General features: G+C 72.8%; 10 protein-coding genes and 1 pseudogene. 6 read left to right on the forward strand and 5 right to left on the reverse strand.

Going from position 1 to position 16,825, the window contains the following annotated elements:
• Positions 1–26: 26 nt before the first annotated feature.
• Positions 27–1,601 carry a M1 family metallopeptidase gene (locus ACLU3S_RS08890; protein WP_413951209.1) on the reverse strand — a complete coding sequence of 525 codons (1,575 nt, stop codon included), beginning with the start codon at positions 1,599–1,601 and terminating at the stop codon, positions 27–29.
• 276 nt (positions 1,602–1,877) lie between these two features.
• Between ACLU3S_RS08890 and ACLU3S_RS08895 the strand changes: the two are divergent.
• Positions 1,878–2,546: pseudogene (locus ACLU3S_RS08895) on the forward strand (peptide-N4-asparagine amidase); the annotation flags it as partial.
• 49 nt (positions 2,547–2,595) lie between these two features.
• On the opposite strand, the gene ACLU3S_RS08900 reads toward ACLU3S_RS08895, so the two are convergent.
• Positions 2,596–3,045 carry a MarR family winged helix-turn-helix transcriptional regulator gene (locus tag ACLU3S_RS08900; protein ID WP_413951210.1) on the reverse strand — a complete coding sequence of 150 codons (450 nt, stop codon included), beginning with the start codon at positions 3,043–3,045 and terminating at the stop codon, positions 2,596–2,598.
• A gap of 114 nt (positions 3,046–3,159) precedes the next feature.
• Here ACLU3S_RS08900 and ACLU3S_RS08905 point away from each other — a divergent pair, with 114 nt between their 5' ends.
• Complete coding sequence (locus ACLU3S_RS08905; RefSeq protein ID WP_413951211.1) at positions 3,160–4,962, forward strand: ABC transporter ATP-binding protein; 1,803 nt, start codon at positions 3,160–3,162, stop codon at positions 4,960–4,962.
• Positions 4,963–5,005: 43 nt separating this feature from the next.
• Positions 5,006–5,908 carry an endolytic transglycosylase MltG gene (mltG, locus tag ACLU3S_RS08910; protein ID WP_413951212.1) on the forward strand — a complete coding sequence of 301 codons (903 nt, stop codon included), beginning with the start codon at positions 5,006–5,008 and terminating at the stop codon, positions 5,906–5,908.
• Between the two features lie 12 nt (positions 5,909–5,920).
• On the opposite strand, the gene ACLU3S_RS08915 is transcribed toward mltG, so the two are convergent.
• The gene (locus tag ACLU3S_RS08915; protein ID WP_413951213.1) at positions 5,921–7,000 is read right to left on the reverse strand and encodes an NAD(P)-binding domain-containing protein; all 1,080 of its coding nucleotides are present in this window, start codon (positions 6,998–7,000) and stop codon (positions 5,921–5,923) included.
• Positions 7,001–7,202: 202 nt separating this feature from the next.
• Here ACLU3S_RS08915 and ACLU3S_RS08920 point away from each other — a divergent pair, with 202 nt between their 5' ends.
• On the forward strand, positions 7,203–7,631 hold the full coding sequence (locus ACLU3S_RS08920) for a YjbQ family protein (protein WP_413951214.1): 429 nt from the start codon (positions 7,203–7,205) through the stop codon (positions 7,629–7,631).
• A 28-nt stretch (positions 7,632–7,659) separates the two neighbouring features.
• On the opposite strand, the gene eccD is transcribed toward ACLU3S_RS08920, so the two are convergent.
• Positions 7,660–9,087 (reverse strand): type VII secretion integral membrane protein EccD, encoded by a 1,428-nt coding sequence (gene eccD / locus ACLU3S_RS08925; protein WP_413951215.1) that lies wholly within the window; start codon positions 9,085–9,087, stop codon positions 7,660–7,662.
• Positions 9,088–9,279: 192 nt separating this feature from the next.
• On the opposite strand from eccD, the gene eccCa reads away from it, so the two are divergent.
• Together eccCa and ACLU3S_RS08935 are read left to right on the forward strand one after the other, a co-directional pair.
• The gene (eccCa, locus tag ACLU3S_RS08930; RefSeq protein ID WP_413951216.1) at positions 9,280–13,176 is read left to right on the forward strand and encodes a type VII secretion protein EccCa; all 3,897 of its coding nucleotides are present in this window, start codon (positions 9,280–9,282) and stop codon (positions 13,174–13,176) included.
• Positions 13,173–16,415, forward strand: a complete 3,243-nt coding sequence (locus tag ACLU3S_RS08935) for an NACHT domain-containing protein (protein ID WP_413951217.1) — start codon at positions 13,173–13,175, stop codon at positions 16,413–16,415. Before eccCa ends, ACLU3S_RS08935 begins: the two co-directional genes overlap by 4 nt.
• 13 nt (positions 16,416–16,428) lie before the next feature.
• Here ACLU3S_RS08935 and ACLU3S_RS08940 read toward each other — a convergent pair whose 3' ends face one another.
• Positions 16,429–16,821, reverse strand: a complete 393-nt coding sequence (locus tag ACLU3S_RS08940) for a DUF5997 family protein (RefSeq protein ID WP_413951218.1) — start codon at positions 16,819–16,821, stop codon at positions 16,429–16,431.
• Between the last annotated feature and the right edge of the window lie 4 nt (positions 16,822–16,825).

A 16,825-nucleotide genomic window follows, 5' to 3' on the forward strand; every position in this document is an offset into this window, starting at 1 on the left:
ACGGCGCGCACGCGCGGCGAGCCGGCTCACTCCTCGACCGGGTCGACCTGCCAGTCGGGATGGCCCGGCATGGGCGGGGTGTGGGGCCCGTGGAGCCACGCCGTCAGGAAGGGTTCGAGGTCCTCGCCCGCGACCCGGGACGCGAGCGCGATGAAGTCCCGGGTGCCGGCCGCGCGCCCGCGGTAGGTGGACACCCAGGACCGCTCGATCCGCTCGAAGGTGCCGGCGCCGACCTTCTCCCGCAGGGCGTACAGGACCAGCGCCGAGCCGTCGTAGCGCATCACCTTGAACAGCGTGGACGCGGTGGGTTCGGCGGGTGCCCCGTCGTCGTGCCGCCACTGGTCGTGCTGCTCGTAGGCCGCGTGCATCGCCTCCTCGAGGCTGACGCCGCCGTGCGTGGCGGAGTACAGCCGTTCGTAGAACCGGGCGTGACCCTCACTCAGCCACAGGTCGGACCAGCGGCGGATGGCGACGCTGTCGCCCGTCCAATGGTGGGTCAGTTCGTGCACGAGGTTGCGTTCGGCGTCGACCCGGTCGCCCAGCAGATCGTCCTTCGGGAGCACGGACAGCGACTGCGTCTCCAGCGCCACGGGCAGCTCGGTGTCCCCGACCAGCACGCCGTAGCGCCGGAACGGGTACGGGCCGAGCCGGCTCTCCAGCCAGGCGAGGTGCTCCGGGGTCAGCGAGCGGTACGCCTTGGTGTCCCCGACCAGTCCGTCGGGGACCACGTCCCGGACGGGCAGCCCGTGCGGCCCCTTGCTGTCGACGAAGTGGAACTTTCCGATCGCCAGCTGTACCAGCTGCGCCGCGATCGGCTGTTCGGAGTCGTACGTCCACCGGACGCGTCCGTCCGGGCGCCGGACGGTGCCGACGAGACGGCCGTTGGCCACGGCACTGATGCCCGCCGGGGTGGTGACGTGGAAGGTGACGGGCGCCCGCAGACTGGGGTGGTCGTCCGCAGGGAAGATCATTTTGGCGCCGTCGGGCTGTGCGCAGACCACGGTGCCGTCGGGCGTGGGGACCCAGCCGTAGTCCCGGATGGCGTCGTCGCGGTGCCGTTGCTGCGTGGGGTCGGCGGTGTAGGCGACATGGACGGTGAACCTGCCGCCGCGCGGGATCGGGTGCGCGGGCGTGACGACGAGCTCGTCGCCCTCGCGCGCGGCGGCGGCCGGTGCGCCGTCGACCGTCACCCGGTGCAGCGTGTTGCCCGCGAAGTCGAGGTCGAAGCGGGACAGGGCCTGGGTCGCGGTGGCGCTGATGGTGGCGCCCGCCTCGAAGGGCGTACGAGGTGCCTGCCAGTCGAAGTCGAGGGTGTAACGGCGGACCGTGTAGCCGCCGTTGCCGGCGAGCGGCATGAGCGGATCGCCGATGCCGGGTGCGCCGGGGGACGGGGCCGGGCCGGACGTGGCGGTCGCCCCGGAGGGGGCGGCCGGACCGGGAGCGGGCGAGCCGTCGCCGCCATGGGGGACCACGTCGGTGAGCACGGCGGCACCGGCCAGGGCGACGGTACCGGCGAGGGCGAGCGCCGCGCGGCGGGGGCGCCTCTTGCCGGAGTTCCGGCTCCGGGGCTGCGCCGGGTGGCCTGCGGGCATGATCTCCATGACCGCACTATGCCAGCATGATCAGTTTATAACACGAAATATCCTCACGGTGCGGCTCTGTGTCGCGACCCGCGCGCGCCGGCCGTCGGCCGGTCCGCTCATTGCCGTCGGTGGTCAACTCCCCGTACGACACCGGCCATGAGAAGGCGGACCGTCATGCTCATGCCCGCCGGAGCGACCTGGCGGGCACCCTCTTCGGCGCAGGGGCCTCGACCGCGCGGGCCGACGGCGTCCCCGCCGAGTTCGGCACCGACTGGCACGACCCCGTGACCGCGAACCCTCACCTGCTACGCGGGACGCCCCGCCGAGCGCATCCCGGACCGCGTCCTCACCCTGGCCGAAGGCCCCGGCGGCAGGACGGCGGCCACCCCGCGCGACAGCGAACCCATCGTCGCCGAGGTCCACGCGACCGGGTCGGGCGATGGCTGCGCGGAGTTCTGGTACCTGACGGTGGCCGACCCGGCGGCGTACTCCTGCACGGCCGACCACGGCCCCTGCCGCGAGGTCCAGATCGAGGTCGACGGGCAACTCGCCGGGATCGCCGCGTCGTTCCCGAACGTGTGGACAGGGGCTGGCCCAACCCCGTCCTGTGGTAGTGATCCCGGCGCCGCGCGCCCTCGGCGTCCGGCCCCTCGCCCACGGCCTCACCCCCTTCGCCGGCCTGCTCGACGACGGCCGCCCGCACCGCGTCGAGGTCGTCGGCGTCCCGGCAGTCGGACGGGCTGGAGCGGCGCCGACGACGTGCCGGTCCGGCCGGACGCGCACCGCGACGGGGTGGCCGGGGCGCTCGCCGAGGGCACGGCGACCGGCATCGCCGGGTCCTCGACGTACAGGCCCGGACCGGAGAACCGCGTGCGCACCGGGGCCGGGCGCCGACTCGGCGTCCGGGGACGCCTCGACACCTCGCACGGCCGCGTGACCACCGCCGTCACCCGGGCGCTCGCTCCGCTGACGGCGGACCGCAGCTGCTGCTGAGCCGCAGCGCCGGGTGTGCTCAGCAGCGAGTGGCGGTGTCCCCGTCGATCAGGGTGTCCAGCAGCACGCCGAGCACCTGGCGCTCCTTCTCCGTGAGCGGGGCGAGGATCTCCTCGGCCGCGGAGCGGCGCGCGCCCCGCAGCTCGCGCAGGGTCGCGCGCCCCTCGTCCGTCAGCTCGATCCGGGTCACCCGTCGGTTCGCCGGATCCGGTACCCGGCGCACCTTGCCGCTCGCCTCCAGGCCGTCGACGAGGGTCGTCACCGCGCGCGGCACCACCTCCAGGCGCTCGGCGAGGTCGGCCATGCGCGGCGGTGAGCCGTAGTGCGCCAGGGTGCGCAGCAGCCGGGACTGGGCGGGGGTCACGCCCAGGTCGCGCCGTTCCAGATGGCGCTTCTGGATGCGGTGCACCCGGCGGGTGAGCCGTAGCAACTGCTCCGCGAGCAGGCCGTCGGGATCCGGGGTGGTCATGCGGGAACAATATCAGGATGCCGTTCATTGTGAGTATAGGTAACAATGACCTACGATCCGTCCGTCATCGCCGGCCGATCCCCGGCCGGCGCCCGCTCAGCCCCGTAGGAGCCCATGCACCCCGACCGTGAACCCGCCTGGTCCCCGCCTGCCGACGCCAAGGACCAGCCCCGGCAGGTACGCCGGATCCTGAAACTCTTCCGCCCCTACCGCGGGCGGCTAGCGATCGTCGGCCTGCTGGTCGGCGCCTCCTCGCTGGTCTCGGTGGCCACGCCGTTCCTGCTGAGGGAGATCCTCGACGTCGCCATCCCCCGGGGCCGCACCGGCCTGCTGAGCCTGCTCGCGCTCGGCATGATCCTCAGTGCGGTCCTCTCCAGCGTCTTCGGCGTGCTGCAGACGCTGATCTCGACCACCGTCGGCCAGCGCGTCATGCACGACCTGCGCACCGCCGTCTACGGGCGCCTGCAGCGCATGTCGCTCGCCTTCTTCACCCGCACCCGCACCGGCGAGGTGCAGTCCCGCATCGCCAACGACATCGGCGGCATGCAGGCGACGGTCACCTCCACCGCCACCTCCCTCGTCTCCAACGTCACCAGCGTGGTCGCCACGATCGTCGCGATGGTCGCCCTCGACTGGCGCCTGACGATCGTCTCGCTGGTGCTGCTGCCGGTGTTCGTGTGGGTCAGCCGTCGCGTCGGCAGCGAACGCAAGAAGATCACCACCCAGCGGCAGAAGCAGATGGCGGCGATGGCCGCCACCGTCACCGAGTCGCTGTCGGTCAGCGGCATCCTGCTCGGCCGCACCATGGGCCGGTCCGGCTCGCTCACCGCCTCCTTCGCGGAGGAGTCCGAGCGCCTGGTCGACCTCGAGGTGAGGTCGAACATGGCCGGCCGCTGGCGCATGGCCGTGATCACGATCGTGATGGCCGCGATGCCCGCCGTCATCTACTGGACGGCCGGCCTGGCCCTGCACCTCGGCGGACCGCAGGTCTCGCTCGGCACCATCGTCGCCTTCGTCTCGCTCCAGCAGGGACTGTTCCGCCCCGCCGTGAGTCTGCTCGCGACCGGCGTCCAGATCCAGACCTCGCTCGCCCTCTTCCAGCGCATCTTCGAGTATCTGGACCTGCCGATCGACATCACCGAGCCCGAACAACCGGTCCACCTCGACCAGGTCAAGGGCGAAGTCCGCCTGGAGCGGGTCGAGTTCCGCTACGACGACAAGGGCGGACCGGTGCTCGACGGCATCGACGTCACGGTCCCCGCCGGCGGCAGCCTGGCGGTCGTCGGGCCCACCGGCGCCGGCAAGTCCACGCTCGGCTACCTGGTGCCCCGGCTCTACGACGTCACCGGCGGTCGCGTCACCCTGGACGGCGTCGACGTCCGCGACCTCGACTTCGACACCCTCGCGCGCGCGATCGGCGTCGTCTCGCAGGAGACGTACCTCTTCCACGCGTCGGTGGCCGACAACCTCCGCTTCGCCCGGCCGGACGCCACCGACGAGGAGCTGTACGCGGCGGCCAGGGCGGCGCAGATCCACGACCACATCGCCGCGCTGCCCGACGGCTACGACACGATCGTCGGCGAACGCGGCCACCGCTTCTCCGGCGGCGAGAAGCAGCGCCTCGCGATAGCCCGCACCATCCTGCGCGACCCGCCGGTCCTCATCCTCGACGAGGCGACCAGCGCGCTGGACACCCGGACGGAGGCCGCCGTCCAGGAGGCCATCGACGCCCTCTCGGCCGACCGGACCACCATCACCATCGCCCACCGCCTGTCCACCGTCCGCGGCGCCGACCAGATCGTGGTGCTCGACTCCGGGCGCGTCGTCGAGCGCGGCACGCACGAGGAACTGCTGGAGCAGGACGGGCGGTACGCGGCCCTGGTGCGCCGGGACGCTCAACTGGAGCCGACAAGCTGAAAATATGCCGGGTTTGTCCGGGTATGCGTATTACCGTGCGAGCATGCAAAAGCACATTCCGCCACGGAGCAAGATCCAACTGACACGCCGGGGCAGGCTCGCCCTCGTCGTGGCCGGCACCGTCGTGGCCGGCACCGCCGTGGCGGTGCCGCTGCTCACGCCGCATGCCCACCACGCGCAGGCGAAGCCCGGCAAGCTCGTCATCCCCGAGGGCTGGCGCACGAGCCAGGTGTACGCCGCGATCGACAAGGCGCTGAAGCTACACCCCGGCAGCACCGGCAAGTCGGTCCGCAAGGCCGGCCTGAAGCTGCCCCACGACGCCGCGGGCAACCCCGAGGGCTACCTCTTCCCCGCCACGTACAACGTGCCGAAGGGGGCGACGCCCGAGTCCGTGCTGCGGGCCATGGTCGACACCGCCAACCAGAAATTCGACAGGACGCCGATCGCGGCCGGGGCGCAGCGCAACGCGCTGAACGTCTACCAGACCGTCGTTCTCGCCAGCATCGTCCAGGCCGAGGCAGAGACGAAGGAGGACATGGGCAAGGTCGCCCGCGTCGTCTACAACCGGCTGCGGCGCGGCATGCCGCTCCAGCTGGACTCCACGATCAACTACGCACTGAACCGCACCACCATGCGCACCAGCCAGGACGACACCCGGATCAAGAGCCCGTACAACTCCTACCAGCGCATGGGCCTGCCGCCGACGCCCATCGACAACCCCGGCGAGGACGCGATGCACGCCGCCCTCAACCCGACACCGGGCGACTGGCTGTACTTCGTGACGGTCAAGCCCGGGGACACCCGCTTCACGTCGGACTATGCGACGCACGTGCGCAACGTGGCGGAGTTCAACGCCCTCCGCCAGAGCAAGGGGAAGCCGGCGAGCCCCAGCGCCGGCGCGAGCGCGAGCCGATCCCCGGCCTCCTCGCAGCCCACGGCCCACTGAGCCGGAGGGACGTCACGCGGCGACCGGCCGGTCCGCGGCCAGCAGGCGCCTGATGTCCCGCACGGCCGCGCGCCCGGCCCGGTTGGCCCCGATGGTGCTGGCCGACGGGCCGTAACCGACGAGGTGGATCCGCGGATCGGCCACCGCGCGCGTGCCCTCGACCCGGATGCCGCCGCCGGGCCCGCGCAGGCGCAACGGCGCGAGATGATCCAGGGCCGCCCGGAACCCGGTGGCCCACAGGATCACGTCGGCCGCCACGTGCCTGCCGTCCCGCCACTCCACCCCGTCGGGGGTGATCCGGTCGAACATCGGCCGCCGCTCCAGCACCCCGTCCGCGATGCCCTTCCGGATCGCGTCGTTGAGGGGCAGACCGGTGACCGAGACCACGCTGCGCGGCGGCAGCCCCTGGCGCACGCGTTCCTCCACGAGCGCCACCGCGCTCCGCCCCACGTTCTCGTCGAACGGTTCCTCGCGGAAGACGGGAGGCCGCCGGGTGACCCACGTGGTGGCGGCCGCGTACGGGGCGAGTTCCAGCAGGTGCTGGGTGCCCGAGGCGCCGCCGCCCACGACCACGACCCGCCGCCCGGCGAACTCCTCGGGCCCGCGGTACTGCGCCGTGTGCAGCTGTCGCCCGCGGAACGTCTCCTGGCCCGGGTACCGGGGCCAGAACGGGCGGTCCCAGGTACCGGTCGCATTGATCAGCGACCGCGTCGACCAGACCCCGTCCGAGGTCTCCACGCGCAGCCGCCCGCCGTCCCCCTCGCGCACGGCCCGCACATCGACGGGCCGCCGCACCCGCAGGTCGAAGGTGCGCTCGTACCGGTCGAAGTACCCCGCGATGACCTCGGCCGAGGGCCGCGCCGGATCGGGCCCCGTCAGCTCCATCCCGGGCAGCGCGTGCATCCCGTGCACCTTGCCGTACGTCAGCGAGGGCCACCGGAACTGCCAGGCGCCGCCCGGGCCGGGGGAGTGGTCGAGAACCACGAAGTCCCGGTCCGGCTCGAAGCCGGTGCGCCGCAGGTGATAGGCGCTGGACAGGCCGGCCTGACCAGCGCCGATGACGACTGCCTCGACCTCGCGTGCTGTGTTCACGCCTGCACCAACAGGCGGCGGGCCGCGGATCTTCCCGGCCGCACGGCCGAGGGCGTGCCACAAGCCGGTTCCCGCGTCCGGACCGGCCGGCTAGGTGGACGGGCGCGCGTGAGGACAGTCACATGCACGTCGATGCGGACCGGGATGCTCACGCCTGGCGTGGCCGTCGCGGCCCTCGCTGAGCATGAGTCAGGATGGGGGCATGTCCGATGCCTTCACCACCCGCATGCTGCACGTCTCCACCGGCTCCCGGGAACGCGTCGTCGACCTCACCGAGGACTGCGCGGAGTTCCTGCGCGAGGCGGCGGCCGGCCGCGACGGCCTGCTGAACATCTTCGTCCCGCACGCCACCGCCGGCATCGCCGTCATCGAGACCGGCGCCGGCAGTGACGACGACCTGCTCGCCGCGCTGCACACCCTGCTCCCCGCCGACGACCGCTGGCAGCACCGGCACGGCAGCCCCGGCCACGGCCGCGACCACGTCCTGCCGGCCATCGTCCCGCCGCACGCCACCCTCCCGGTGATCGGCGGCCGCCTGGAACTGGGAACCTGGCAGTCGGTCTGCCTGGTGGACACCAACAAGGACAACCCCGAACGCAAGGTGCGGCTCAGCTTCCTCGCGGGGGCCTGACCCGGGCCGGCCACGGGCACGCCGGGAACTACCCGCCGACCAGCGGGACCACGGTGGCCGCCAGGGCCAGCCAGATCAGCACCTCCAGCGCGGTCAGCAGCCGGGCGCGGGCCGAGGGGATCAGGGCGTTCCACTCGGCCGGCCGGCGTCCCCCGCGCGACCTGCCGCCGGTGAGCAGAGCGCCCAGGGCCGGCGCCGCGAGCACCGCGGCCGGGAGCGCGGTGCCCAGCAGAGGCGAGCTGTCGGCGGCGGAGGCGACCGCAGCGCCCGCCACGATCACCGCGGCGGACGTCAGCAGGGCCGTACGCTGGGCTCCCCCGTCGAACCGCCGCGCGCACAGCACCAGCGCACCGGCCGCCAGTACACATCCGGCGCGCCCCCAGCGGCCCCCGGACACGGCCAGCACCAGGCCCGCGCCGGTTCCCAGCACCGTGAGCGCGGTCGCGCAGACCGACAGGGCGGAGCGCACGTCGGACGCCCGCTGCAGCAGCCGCTGCCGGCTCGACCCGGCCGCCGGGGGTGACGCCGGCCCTGCACCGGCGTCGGATCCCACCGGCTCGAACGGCCCGTTCAGTGTGTCCGACCGCAGGCGGCGGGCCGCCAGCAGGAGCGACATCGACGGCACCGGAACACTCACCGGCAGGACGACGCAGAGCGTGACCACGGCAAGAGCGGGAGCGGGCCACCCGGGCCACGCGGCGTCGGCACCGCACACCATCGCCCCGAAGACATAGGCGGCGGCACAGCCCAGGGACACCGGCCGCGGAGCCGGTGCGGCCCATGCGGCGACCGCGGCCGCCACGGCGGCGGCGAGCAGACCGTAGGCCGCCCAGGCCGGGCGGGAATCCCTCAGCGGCGCGCCCCCCGACGCGCGGAGCACGGCGGCGAGGAAGGCGAACGCCGGCGCCGACACGGCCGGCACGAGGGCGCTCCACGTCTCCGCCCGGCGCCGGGGCACGGCCCAGGAGCCGAGCAGCGCCACCACGCTCAGGGCCGCCGCCAGGAGCGCACGCACGCTCCAGCGCTCGCCCGACCGCAGCAGCAGTGCCGCCAGCCCGGCGAGCGCCACCGCCAGGGCGACCTGGGTGGACAGATTCGACCATCTGGGACCCCACCGGTCAGCCGCCTCGTCCTCGCCGCCCGTCAGCGGATCGACCAGCTCCAGGACCGAGATGTCGGGCAGCGGCCGGGTACGCGGCCTGAGATGGAGCGTCTCTCCATGCCTCAGTCCCACTTCGGCAGGGGTCGCGCCGAGCGGCAGGGGTGGCTCGTCCACCCGCTGAAGCACCCATCCCTCGTGCTCCACACCGGCCTCTGCGAGATCGCCCCCGGTGTACCCGATGACGGCCGGCAGCAGCTCGGCGAACGACAGGTGGACCGGGAGGGCCAGGTCGACCCGGCTGCGGGGGCCCAAAATGCTGATGTGGCACAGACCTTGGTCACTCGGCACGCTCATCCGGCACTCCACCCGTGTCACGCGGCTTTGTCGGCGGCCATTCTGACCGAACCGGGGGGTGGCCGTACGCCCGACTTCCTACAATGCTGAACCGCGGCCGGTCCCTCAGCCGCGGGACGCCGGACAGGAGCCAAGCGCGAGGACGGGGGTGCGGTGAGCACCGTACGGGTGCGGCGGGGTCCGCGTCGGTCCATGCCCGAACCGCCGTCCGGGGAATGGCAGATCGAACCGCCTCCGGAACTCCCCGAGACGGTGGGCAGCACGCGCACGGTGCTGGGCTGCTTCGCCTCGGTGTGCTCCCTGGGCGCCCTCGTGCTCCTGATGCTGCCGGGTTCCGAAGCGGCGGGCAGGTGGACGGCGCTCGCCTCCGGTCTGGTCGCGGGGGCCCTGCTCGGCGACCTGCTGAGCCATGTGCGCGGCCGCGGCCGCGACCGCCAGGAACGGCTCGGCGCCCTCCGCCGCGACTATCTGCGCTACCTGCGCAGTCTGGACCACCTGCTGCACGAGGAGTCGGCCGTCCAGCGCCGCTACCGGCTGTGGAGTCACCCGGCCCCGGACACCCTGTGGGCCGTGGCCATGAGCGACCGTCTGTGGGAACGGCGGCCCTCGGACCCCGACTTCGCACACGTCAGGCTGGGCGTCGGGCCCCAGAACCGGATGCGTCCGCTGATCGCCCCGGAGACCAGACCCGTGGAGGAACTCGATCCGGTGAGCGCGGACGGGCTGCGCAGACTGCTGCGGACGCACCGCAGCGTGCCGGATCTGCCCCTGGCCGCCGCACTGCGTTCCTACTCGCGGGTCGTGCTCGACGGCCACCCCGAGGCCGTACGCGGTCTGGCGCGGGCCGTGATCGCACACCTGGCCACGCTGCACGCCCCGCACGATCTGCGCATCGGCGTCTGCACCTCCTCCGCGATGGCCCCGCACTGGGACTGGGTGAAGTGGCTGCCGCACGCCCACCACCCCACGGAGGACGACGCGTTGGGGCCGGTCCGGCTCGTGCGCCGCAGTCTCACCGAGCTCGAGGAACTGCTCGCCGGGGACCTCGCGTCCCGTCCGCCGATGACCGGGCAGTTCGGCGGCTACGACATGGTGCATCACGTGATCGTGCTGGACGGCGGTCTGGCGCCTCCGGACTCGTTGGTGGCCGCAGCGGGACCGTACGGTGTCACCCTGATCGACCTCGGCGGGGTCCCGTTGCCCCCGGCGGACCCCGACTACACCCTCAGCCTGAGAGTCGGAGCGGGCGGCCTGCGCGTCGAGTCCGCCCATGCGGTCCATGAGGAACACGTGTGGCCGGACTCATTGACAATCCGCCAGGCCGAGGCCCTGGCACGGCAGTTGGCGCCCCTGCGCGCCGACCTGTCCATTGACTCCGCGAGCCACCTGAGCACGCAGACGGCGCCCGCGGCGCTCTTCGGACTTGACGACCCCCGTCACATCGACCTGGCCCAGATCTGGCGCGATCGCGGTCCTCGGGCGCGACTGCGGGTGCCGATCGGCCTGGGCGGCGAGGGCCGGCCCGTCGAACTCGACTTCAAGGAGGCCGCACTGGGCGGCGCCGGGCCGCACGGCCTCTGCGTCGGCGCCACCGGCTCCGGCAAGTCCGAACTGCTCCGCAGCCTGATCCTCGGCCTCGCGCTGGCCCATCCGCCGGATCGGATCAACTTCGTCCTCGTGGACTTCAAGGGCGGCTTCACCTACTCCGGGCTGCACGACCTGCCCCATGTGGCCGCCGTGGCGACGAACCTGGCCGGCGAGGAAGGCCGTGCGAAGAGGACACTGGAGTACCTGCAGGGCGAACTTCGCCGCCGGCAGGAGCTGTTGCGGAACGCGGGCAACCTCGCCAACGCGTACGACTACGAGCGGGCACGCACCACCGGAGCCGCTCTGGAACCTTTACCGGCGCTGTTCCTGGTGATCGACGAGTTCTCCGACCTGCTGGCGGAGCACCCGGACGCCATCGACGTCCTCCTCGCGATCGGCAGGACCGGCCGGTCGCTCGGAGTCCACATGCTGCTCGCCTCCCAGCGCCTGGAGGAGGGCAGACTCCGCGGACTCGACACCTACCTCTCCTGTCGCATCGGTCTGCGGACGTTCTCCGCGTACGAGTCCCGCATCACGCTGGGAGTACCGGACGCCTACGAACTGCCCGCGGGACCGGGGCACGGCTACCTGAAGACCGGCACGAACGACCCGGTCCGGTTCCGGGCCACCTACGTCTCCGGGCCCGTGGACGCCGGACTCCCCGTGCCCGGTGACGAGTTCGTCCGCACGGTGGCGCCGTTCGTGAGCGACTTCGTACGTCCGGAGATCGTCGAGCAGCCTGTCACCGAGCCGGAGACGAGCGAGAGCGTCGAAAGCTTCGCGGACGTCGTGGTCCGGCAGCTGGCCGGACACGGGCAGCCCGCCCATCCCGTGCTGCTGCCGCCCCTGGAAGTGCCGAGCACCCTGGACATGCTGCTGCCGCCGCTGCGGCAGTCGGCGCAGGCGGGCCTCGGCGTCGTCGAGGAGTCGGGCATGCGCGGCGTGCTCCACGCGCTCCTCGGCGTGGAGGACCGGCCCTACCAGCAGCGTCAGGAGCCGTTCTGGCTGGATCTCTCGGGATCCGCGGGCCACGCCGCCGTCGTGGGCGCGCGCGGAACCGGGGTCGGCAGCCTGCTGCACACCCTGATCCTCTCGCTGTCGCTGCTGCACACCCCCCAGCAGGTGCAGTTCCACTGCATCGACGCCGAAGGCTCGCTGCGGGACGCGCTCACCGGGCTGCCCCACCTGGGCACTCTGGCCACGCTGCACCAGACCGAGTCGGTGCACGGCGTGGTCAGGAAGACCACCGCCCTGCTCGAGCAACGCGAACGGGAGTTCGCCGCCGCGGGCATCGACTCGGTCGTCACCTTCCGCAGGCTGCGCGACCGCCGGCTGACCACGGAGGACGACGCCCGCAGCGCCGACGTCTTCCTCGTCGTGCACGGCTGGCGCGACCTGCAGGAGCGCCATCCCGACCTGGTCCAGGACATCACCCGGCTGGCCGCGGTGGGGCTGGGCTTCGGCATTCACGTGGTGATCACGGCCAGGAACTGGTCCGAGATCCGCAGCGGTCTGCAGGACCTGCTGGGCGGCCGCGTCGAACTCGCGCTCCGCGATCCGCTGGAATCCCTCGTCGACCGACGGCAGGCAGCGCGTCTGCCGAGGGGCGCGCCCGGGCACGGACTCACCGGCGAGGGGCTGCACTTCCTCGCTGCTCTTGCGCGCATCGACGGGGACACGGACACGAGGACCCTGCCGGACGGCACGGCCCGGGCGGTGTCCGCCGTGGCCGAGGCGTGGCACGGCCCCGTCGCGGCGCCCGTGGGCACCCTGCCCGAGCCCGCCCCCGCAGGTGATCGGCCGACGGCCCGACGCACCGGAAGCGCGGTGCCGATCGGCATCGACGAGGACACCCGCGCACCCGTGTCACTGGATCTCACCGCCGAACCGCACTGTCTGGTCTACGGCGATCCCGGCTGTGGCAAGTCGAACCTGCTGCGACTGATCGCCACCGGGGTCGGCGGGCGCCGCACGGAGAAGAAGGTCCTGGTCTGCTGCATCGGCTACCGCGGTTCCCTCGCCGAACTCACCTCGACGGCGGTGGAGTTCCGGCACGCGACGACGCCCGATGCCGCCCTGCGTCTGGTGCGCGGGCTGGCCGAAGGCAGGGTGGGGCGGGGGTCGGAGACCTATCTGGTCATGGACGATTACGACATGATCCGCACCGGGGCCGCGGTGCTCGAACCACTGGCAGAACTGGTCGCGGACTCGGCGGTCAGCGCCCTCCACCTGATCGTCGCCCAGCGCTACACCGGCGCGGCTCCCGAGGGCGACCCGGTGCGCAGGGCGGCCAGGCAGGCCGCTTCGCCGTGGCTGCTGATGTCGGGCGACAGCTGGAACGGGGATCCGCTGCCCGGCACCGTGCGCCCCCGGTCGCTCCCGGTGGGAGCCGCGCTGCTGGTCGCCCGCGGCAGGGTCCGGGTCGTGCGGACCGCACCGGCTCCGGCGCAACCGGTCACCTGCGCCGAGCGCGCATCGCGCACGGGGGACGGGACGACATGAGCACGGAATCCGCGAGGAAGGACAACGGCCCCACCGCGAAGGGCGGTGTCCTTCCGAAGCTCGGCTGGGCCGCCACGATCCTGCTGCCGCCGTCCGTGGTGGCCGGCTTCTGGCGGGACCTGGTCCGGGACCACATCGTCCTCGCGTGCGTCGTCTTCGTCGGCTACGGGCTGCTCGTGATCGTCGGCAGGTTCGTCGGCGAGTTCGTGCGGGACCTGGTGATGCGCAGGCGGGAGGGCTGGCTCGACAGCGCGGACCGGCGGCTGTCGCGCCGGTTCAGCCGTTTCGGGCGCACGTACGCGGAGCATCTCGCGGCGAGCCTGCGTTTCATGGACCAGAAGGGCCTGTCGACGATCGGGCACTACGCCCCGGAACTGGACGAGGTGTTCATCGATGTGAGCCTCGCCCTGCAGGCTCCCGGCCGTATCCCCGGGGACCTGCTGGCCGACGCCGCCGCCACCGGCGGCACGGACGAACGCCGGTCGGTCGACGAGTTCCTGGACCTGCCGGAGCCCCAGGTGCTGGCCATCGTCGGCGCACCCGGCACCGGAAAGACCACACTGCTGCGGCACACCGCGCGGCGTGCCTGTCTGGCCCCGCGGGACCGCCGGCGCAGTGTGCCCGTGCTCTTGTATCTGCGCAGCCTCGTGTCGGACCTGACGGGCGATCCGCGGCTTGCGCTGGCCGAGGTGATCCGCGCGAACCTGGGCCGGCACGCGGCGGAGGAACCGCCCGGCTGGTTCGAGGAACGACTGGAGGCCGGCGACTGCGTCGTGCTGCTGGACGGGCTGGACGAGGTGGCCGAACCGGGCATGCGGCGCATCGTCGTCGACTGGGTGGAGCGGCAGATCAAGGACTACCCGCGCAACGACTACGTCATCACCTCCCGCCCCCAGGGCTACCGCAGTTCCCCTGTGGAGGGCGCCACGGTGCTGCAGACCCGGCGCTTCACGGACCCGCAGGTGGCCACCTTCATCCGCAGTTGGTACCTGGCCGTCGAGCGGCACGCCAACCGCGAGGACTCCGCCGATGTGCGCCTGCTCGCCGAGGCGGGTGCCGCGGACCTCGGCTCCCGACTCCGGGCCTCGCCCAACCTGTACGACCTGACGGTCAACCCGCTGCTGCTGACCATGATCGCGAACGTGCACCGGTACCGGGGCGCACTGCCCGGGAGCCGCTCCGACCTGTACCGCGAGATCTGCCAGGTGATGCTCTGGCGGAGGCAGGAGTCGAAGCGGCTCGTGGTGGAGCCACGCGGTCCGCAGAAGGAGACGGTCCTGCGGGAGCTGGCCTTCGAGATGATGCGCCGCCGGGTGACGGTCGTGTCCCGGGACGTCTGCACCGAGATCCTGCAGTCGGTCCTGCCGCGTGTCTCCGAACATCTCACGGCCGACGCGTTCCTTGCGGACGTCGGCACCAACGGGCTGCTGGTGGAACGCGAGAACGGCGTGTTCGCCTTCGCCCACTTCACCTTCCAGGAATACCTGGCGGCGGAGTACATCCGGGACAAGGGCCAAGCACAATTGCTGGCGGACGCCGTCGACGACGACTGGTGGCGCGAGTGCACACTGCTGTACGCGGCCAACGCGGACGTCGGGCCCATCGTGCGGGCCTGTCTCGGCTCGGGCACGATGGCGGCCCTGGCCCTGGCCTTCGACTGCGCGGACGAGGGCAACGAGCTCGACCCAGAGCTCCGCGACCACCTCAACTCCCTGCTGCAGCGCTCCTCGCCGGCCGAACTGGCGGGCGAGGAGCGCCGGTTGATGATCGGCGTGCTGCTCACCCGGCGCCTGCGCAACATCGTGCGCACCGACGAGGGCGGCCGCATCTGCGCCTCACCGATCGGTGCCGACACCTATGAGCTGTTCCTGCAGGACTGCGCGGAGCAGGGGACGAACCGCCGGCCGGACGCCGTGACGGGCCTGGAGAGCTCCGGCAGTCCCGTGACCGGGGTGCGGGCGCGGGACGCGGTGGCCTTCGCGGGCTGGGTGAACACACTGGTCGGCGGTGAGTCCCGCTACCGGCTGCCCACGCTCGAGGAGATCCGGGACCCCGGGGTGCAGAGCGTCCTGAGCCCGCCGGCGGCGACGGGGCCCGCGCACGCCCTCTGGGCCGCGCCGCACCGGGACGAGCCGCCGCCGCTGTGGGTCCCGGCCGGCGTGCCGGACCCCCGCCATCTGCCGGCCGGCGTGATCGAGCAGCGGGTCCGCCACGACTTCCGGTCCGCGTCGGGCGCACTGCCGGCGCTGCTCCTGCTGCGTGCACGGGCGGCGGCAGCGGCCACCGTGGGTCTGTTGGAGACGGCCCGCAGCCTGGAGCTCGATCTCGCGCTCGCCCGCGTTCCCGACCTCGCCGCCGCCCTCGAAGCGGCCTCCGGTGCCCCGGTGTTCGCCGAGGCCGCGCTGAGCCTGGGGAGCGAGGCCCTGCGCAGCGCCGAGTCGGAACGGCTGAACGCGGTCCTGGAGACGATGGGCGAGGACGTCCACGCCGGCCTGCGGGAGACTCTGGCGCTGGTGCTCGCCGAGGACATGGTCCGGGAACTCGGCGCCCTGTCGTCGTACCTCACCGGGACGGGGGAGCCGTCCGAGGCCTTCGACGCCGTGCGGCTGACCGTGAGCGCGCTCGGCCACGACCTGCGCCGCGTGAGACTGCGTGGGCGGCGGTCCCACGAACAACTGCTCGACCAGGTCATGGCTTTCGACCTGGGCCGGCCGCCGGAGGAGACCGGGCAGGTCCTTTCGCTCGTGTTCGCCCGGCGCAGCGTCTACGCACTGGCGGCAGGCATCGTCCTGCCCGCGGCGGCGACGGAGTTCTCGGCGCTCGTGCGGTCCGCCCAGGGCGACCCGTGGTCGGTTTTCGAGGGGCGGCTGACCGGAAGGGGCGCCTTCGGCCAGGATGCGTCCCCGGTCGACCCCGACGCCGCCGGCGAGCAACTCACCGGCGCTCTGCATGCCATGGTCCGCGACACCGCCAGGACCTCCCAGTCCGCGTGGATCGGTGCGCTGGCCGACCATGCCTGGGCCGCCGGGCCGATTCTGCGGCGCGAGGCGCTTTTGGACGGCCCGGCCCTGCGCGCGGCCCGCCTGGCCGCCGCGTGCCTCGCCGCGGAAGCAGCAGACATGGAACGCAGAGCACTGCACCGGACGCTCTGCGGCGTCGTCGCAGCCCTGACATGGCTGGAAGACCGGCACACGGGAGCCATGACCGCATCCGAGGCCATCGTGCTGGCCGTCGACTGAGGCGGGGGACCGTTCAGTCGCGCCGGGCGTCCTTCTCCTGCCTCAGCTTCTTGAGGCGCGCCTCCTCCTTGCGGACCTCGGCCTGGGTGGCGCGCTCCTTCTCCAGCCACTCGGGGCGTTGCTGCTTCAGCGCCTCGATCTGCTCGGTGGTCAGCGCCTCGGTGACCCCGCCGCGCGCGAGACCGGCGATGGACACGCCCAGCTTCGCGGCGACCACCGGGCGCGGGTGGGGACCGTTGCGTCGCAGCTCGCGCAGCCACTCCGGCGGGTTGGCCTGCAGCTCGTTCAGCTCGGCGCGCGACACCGCACCCTCCTGGAACGAGGCGGGGGTGGCGGGGAGGTACACACCCAGCTTCTTCGCCGCGGTGGCGGGCTTCATCGTCTGGGTGCTCTGCTGCGGACTCATGAGG

The sequence above is a fragment of the Streptomyces sp. AF1A genome (genome assembly GCF_047340315.1).
Classification (GTDB): Bacteria; Actinomycetota; Actinomycetes; order Streptomycetales; family Streptomycetaceae; genus Streptomyces.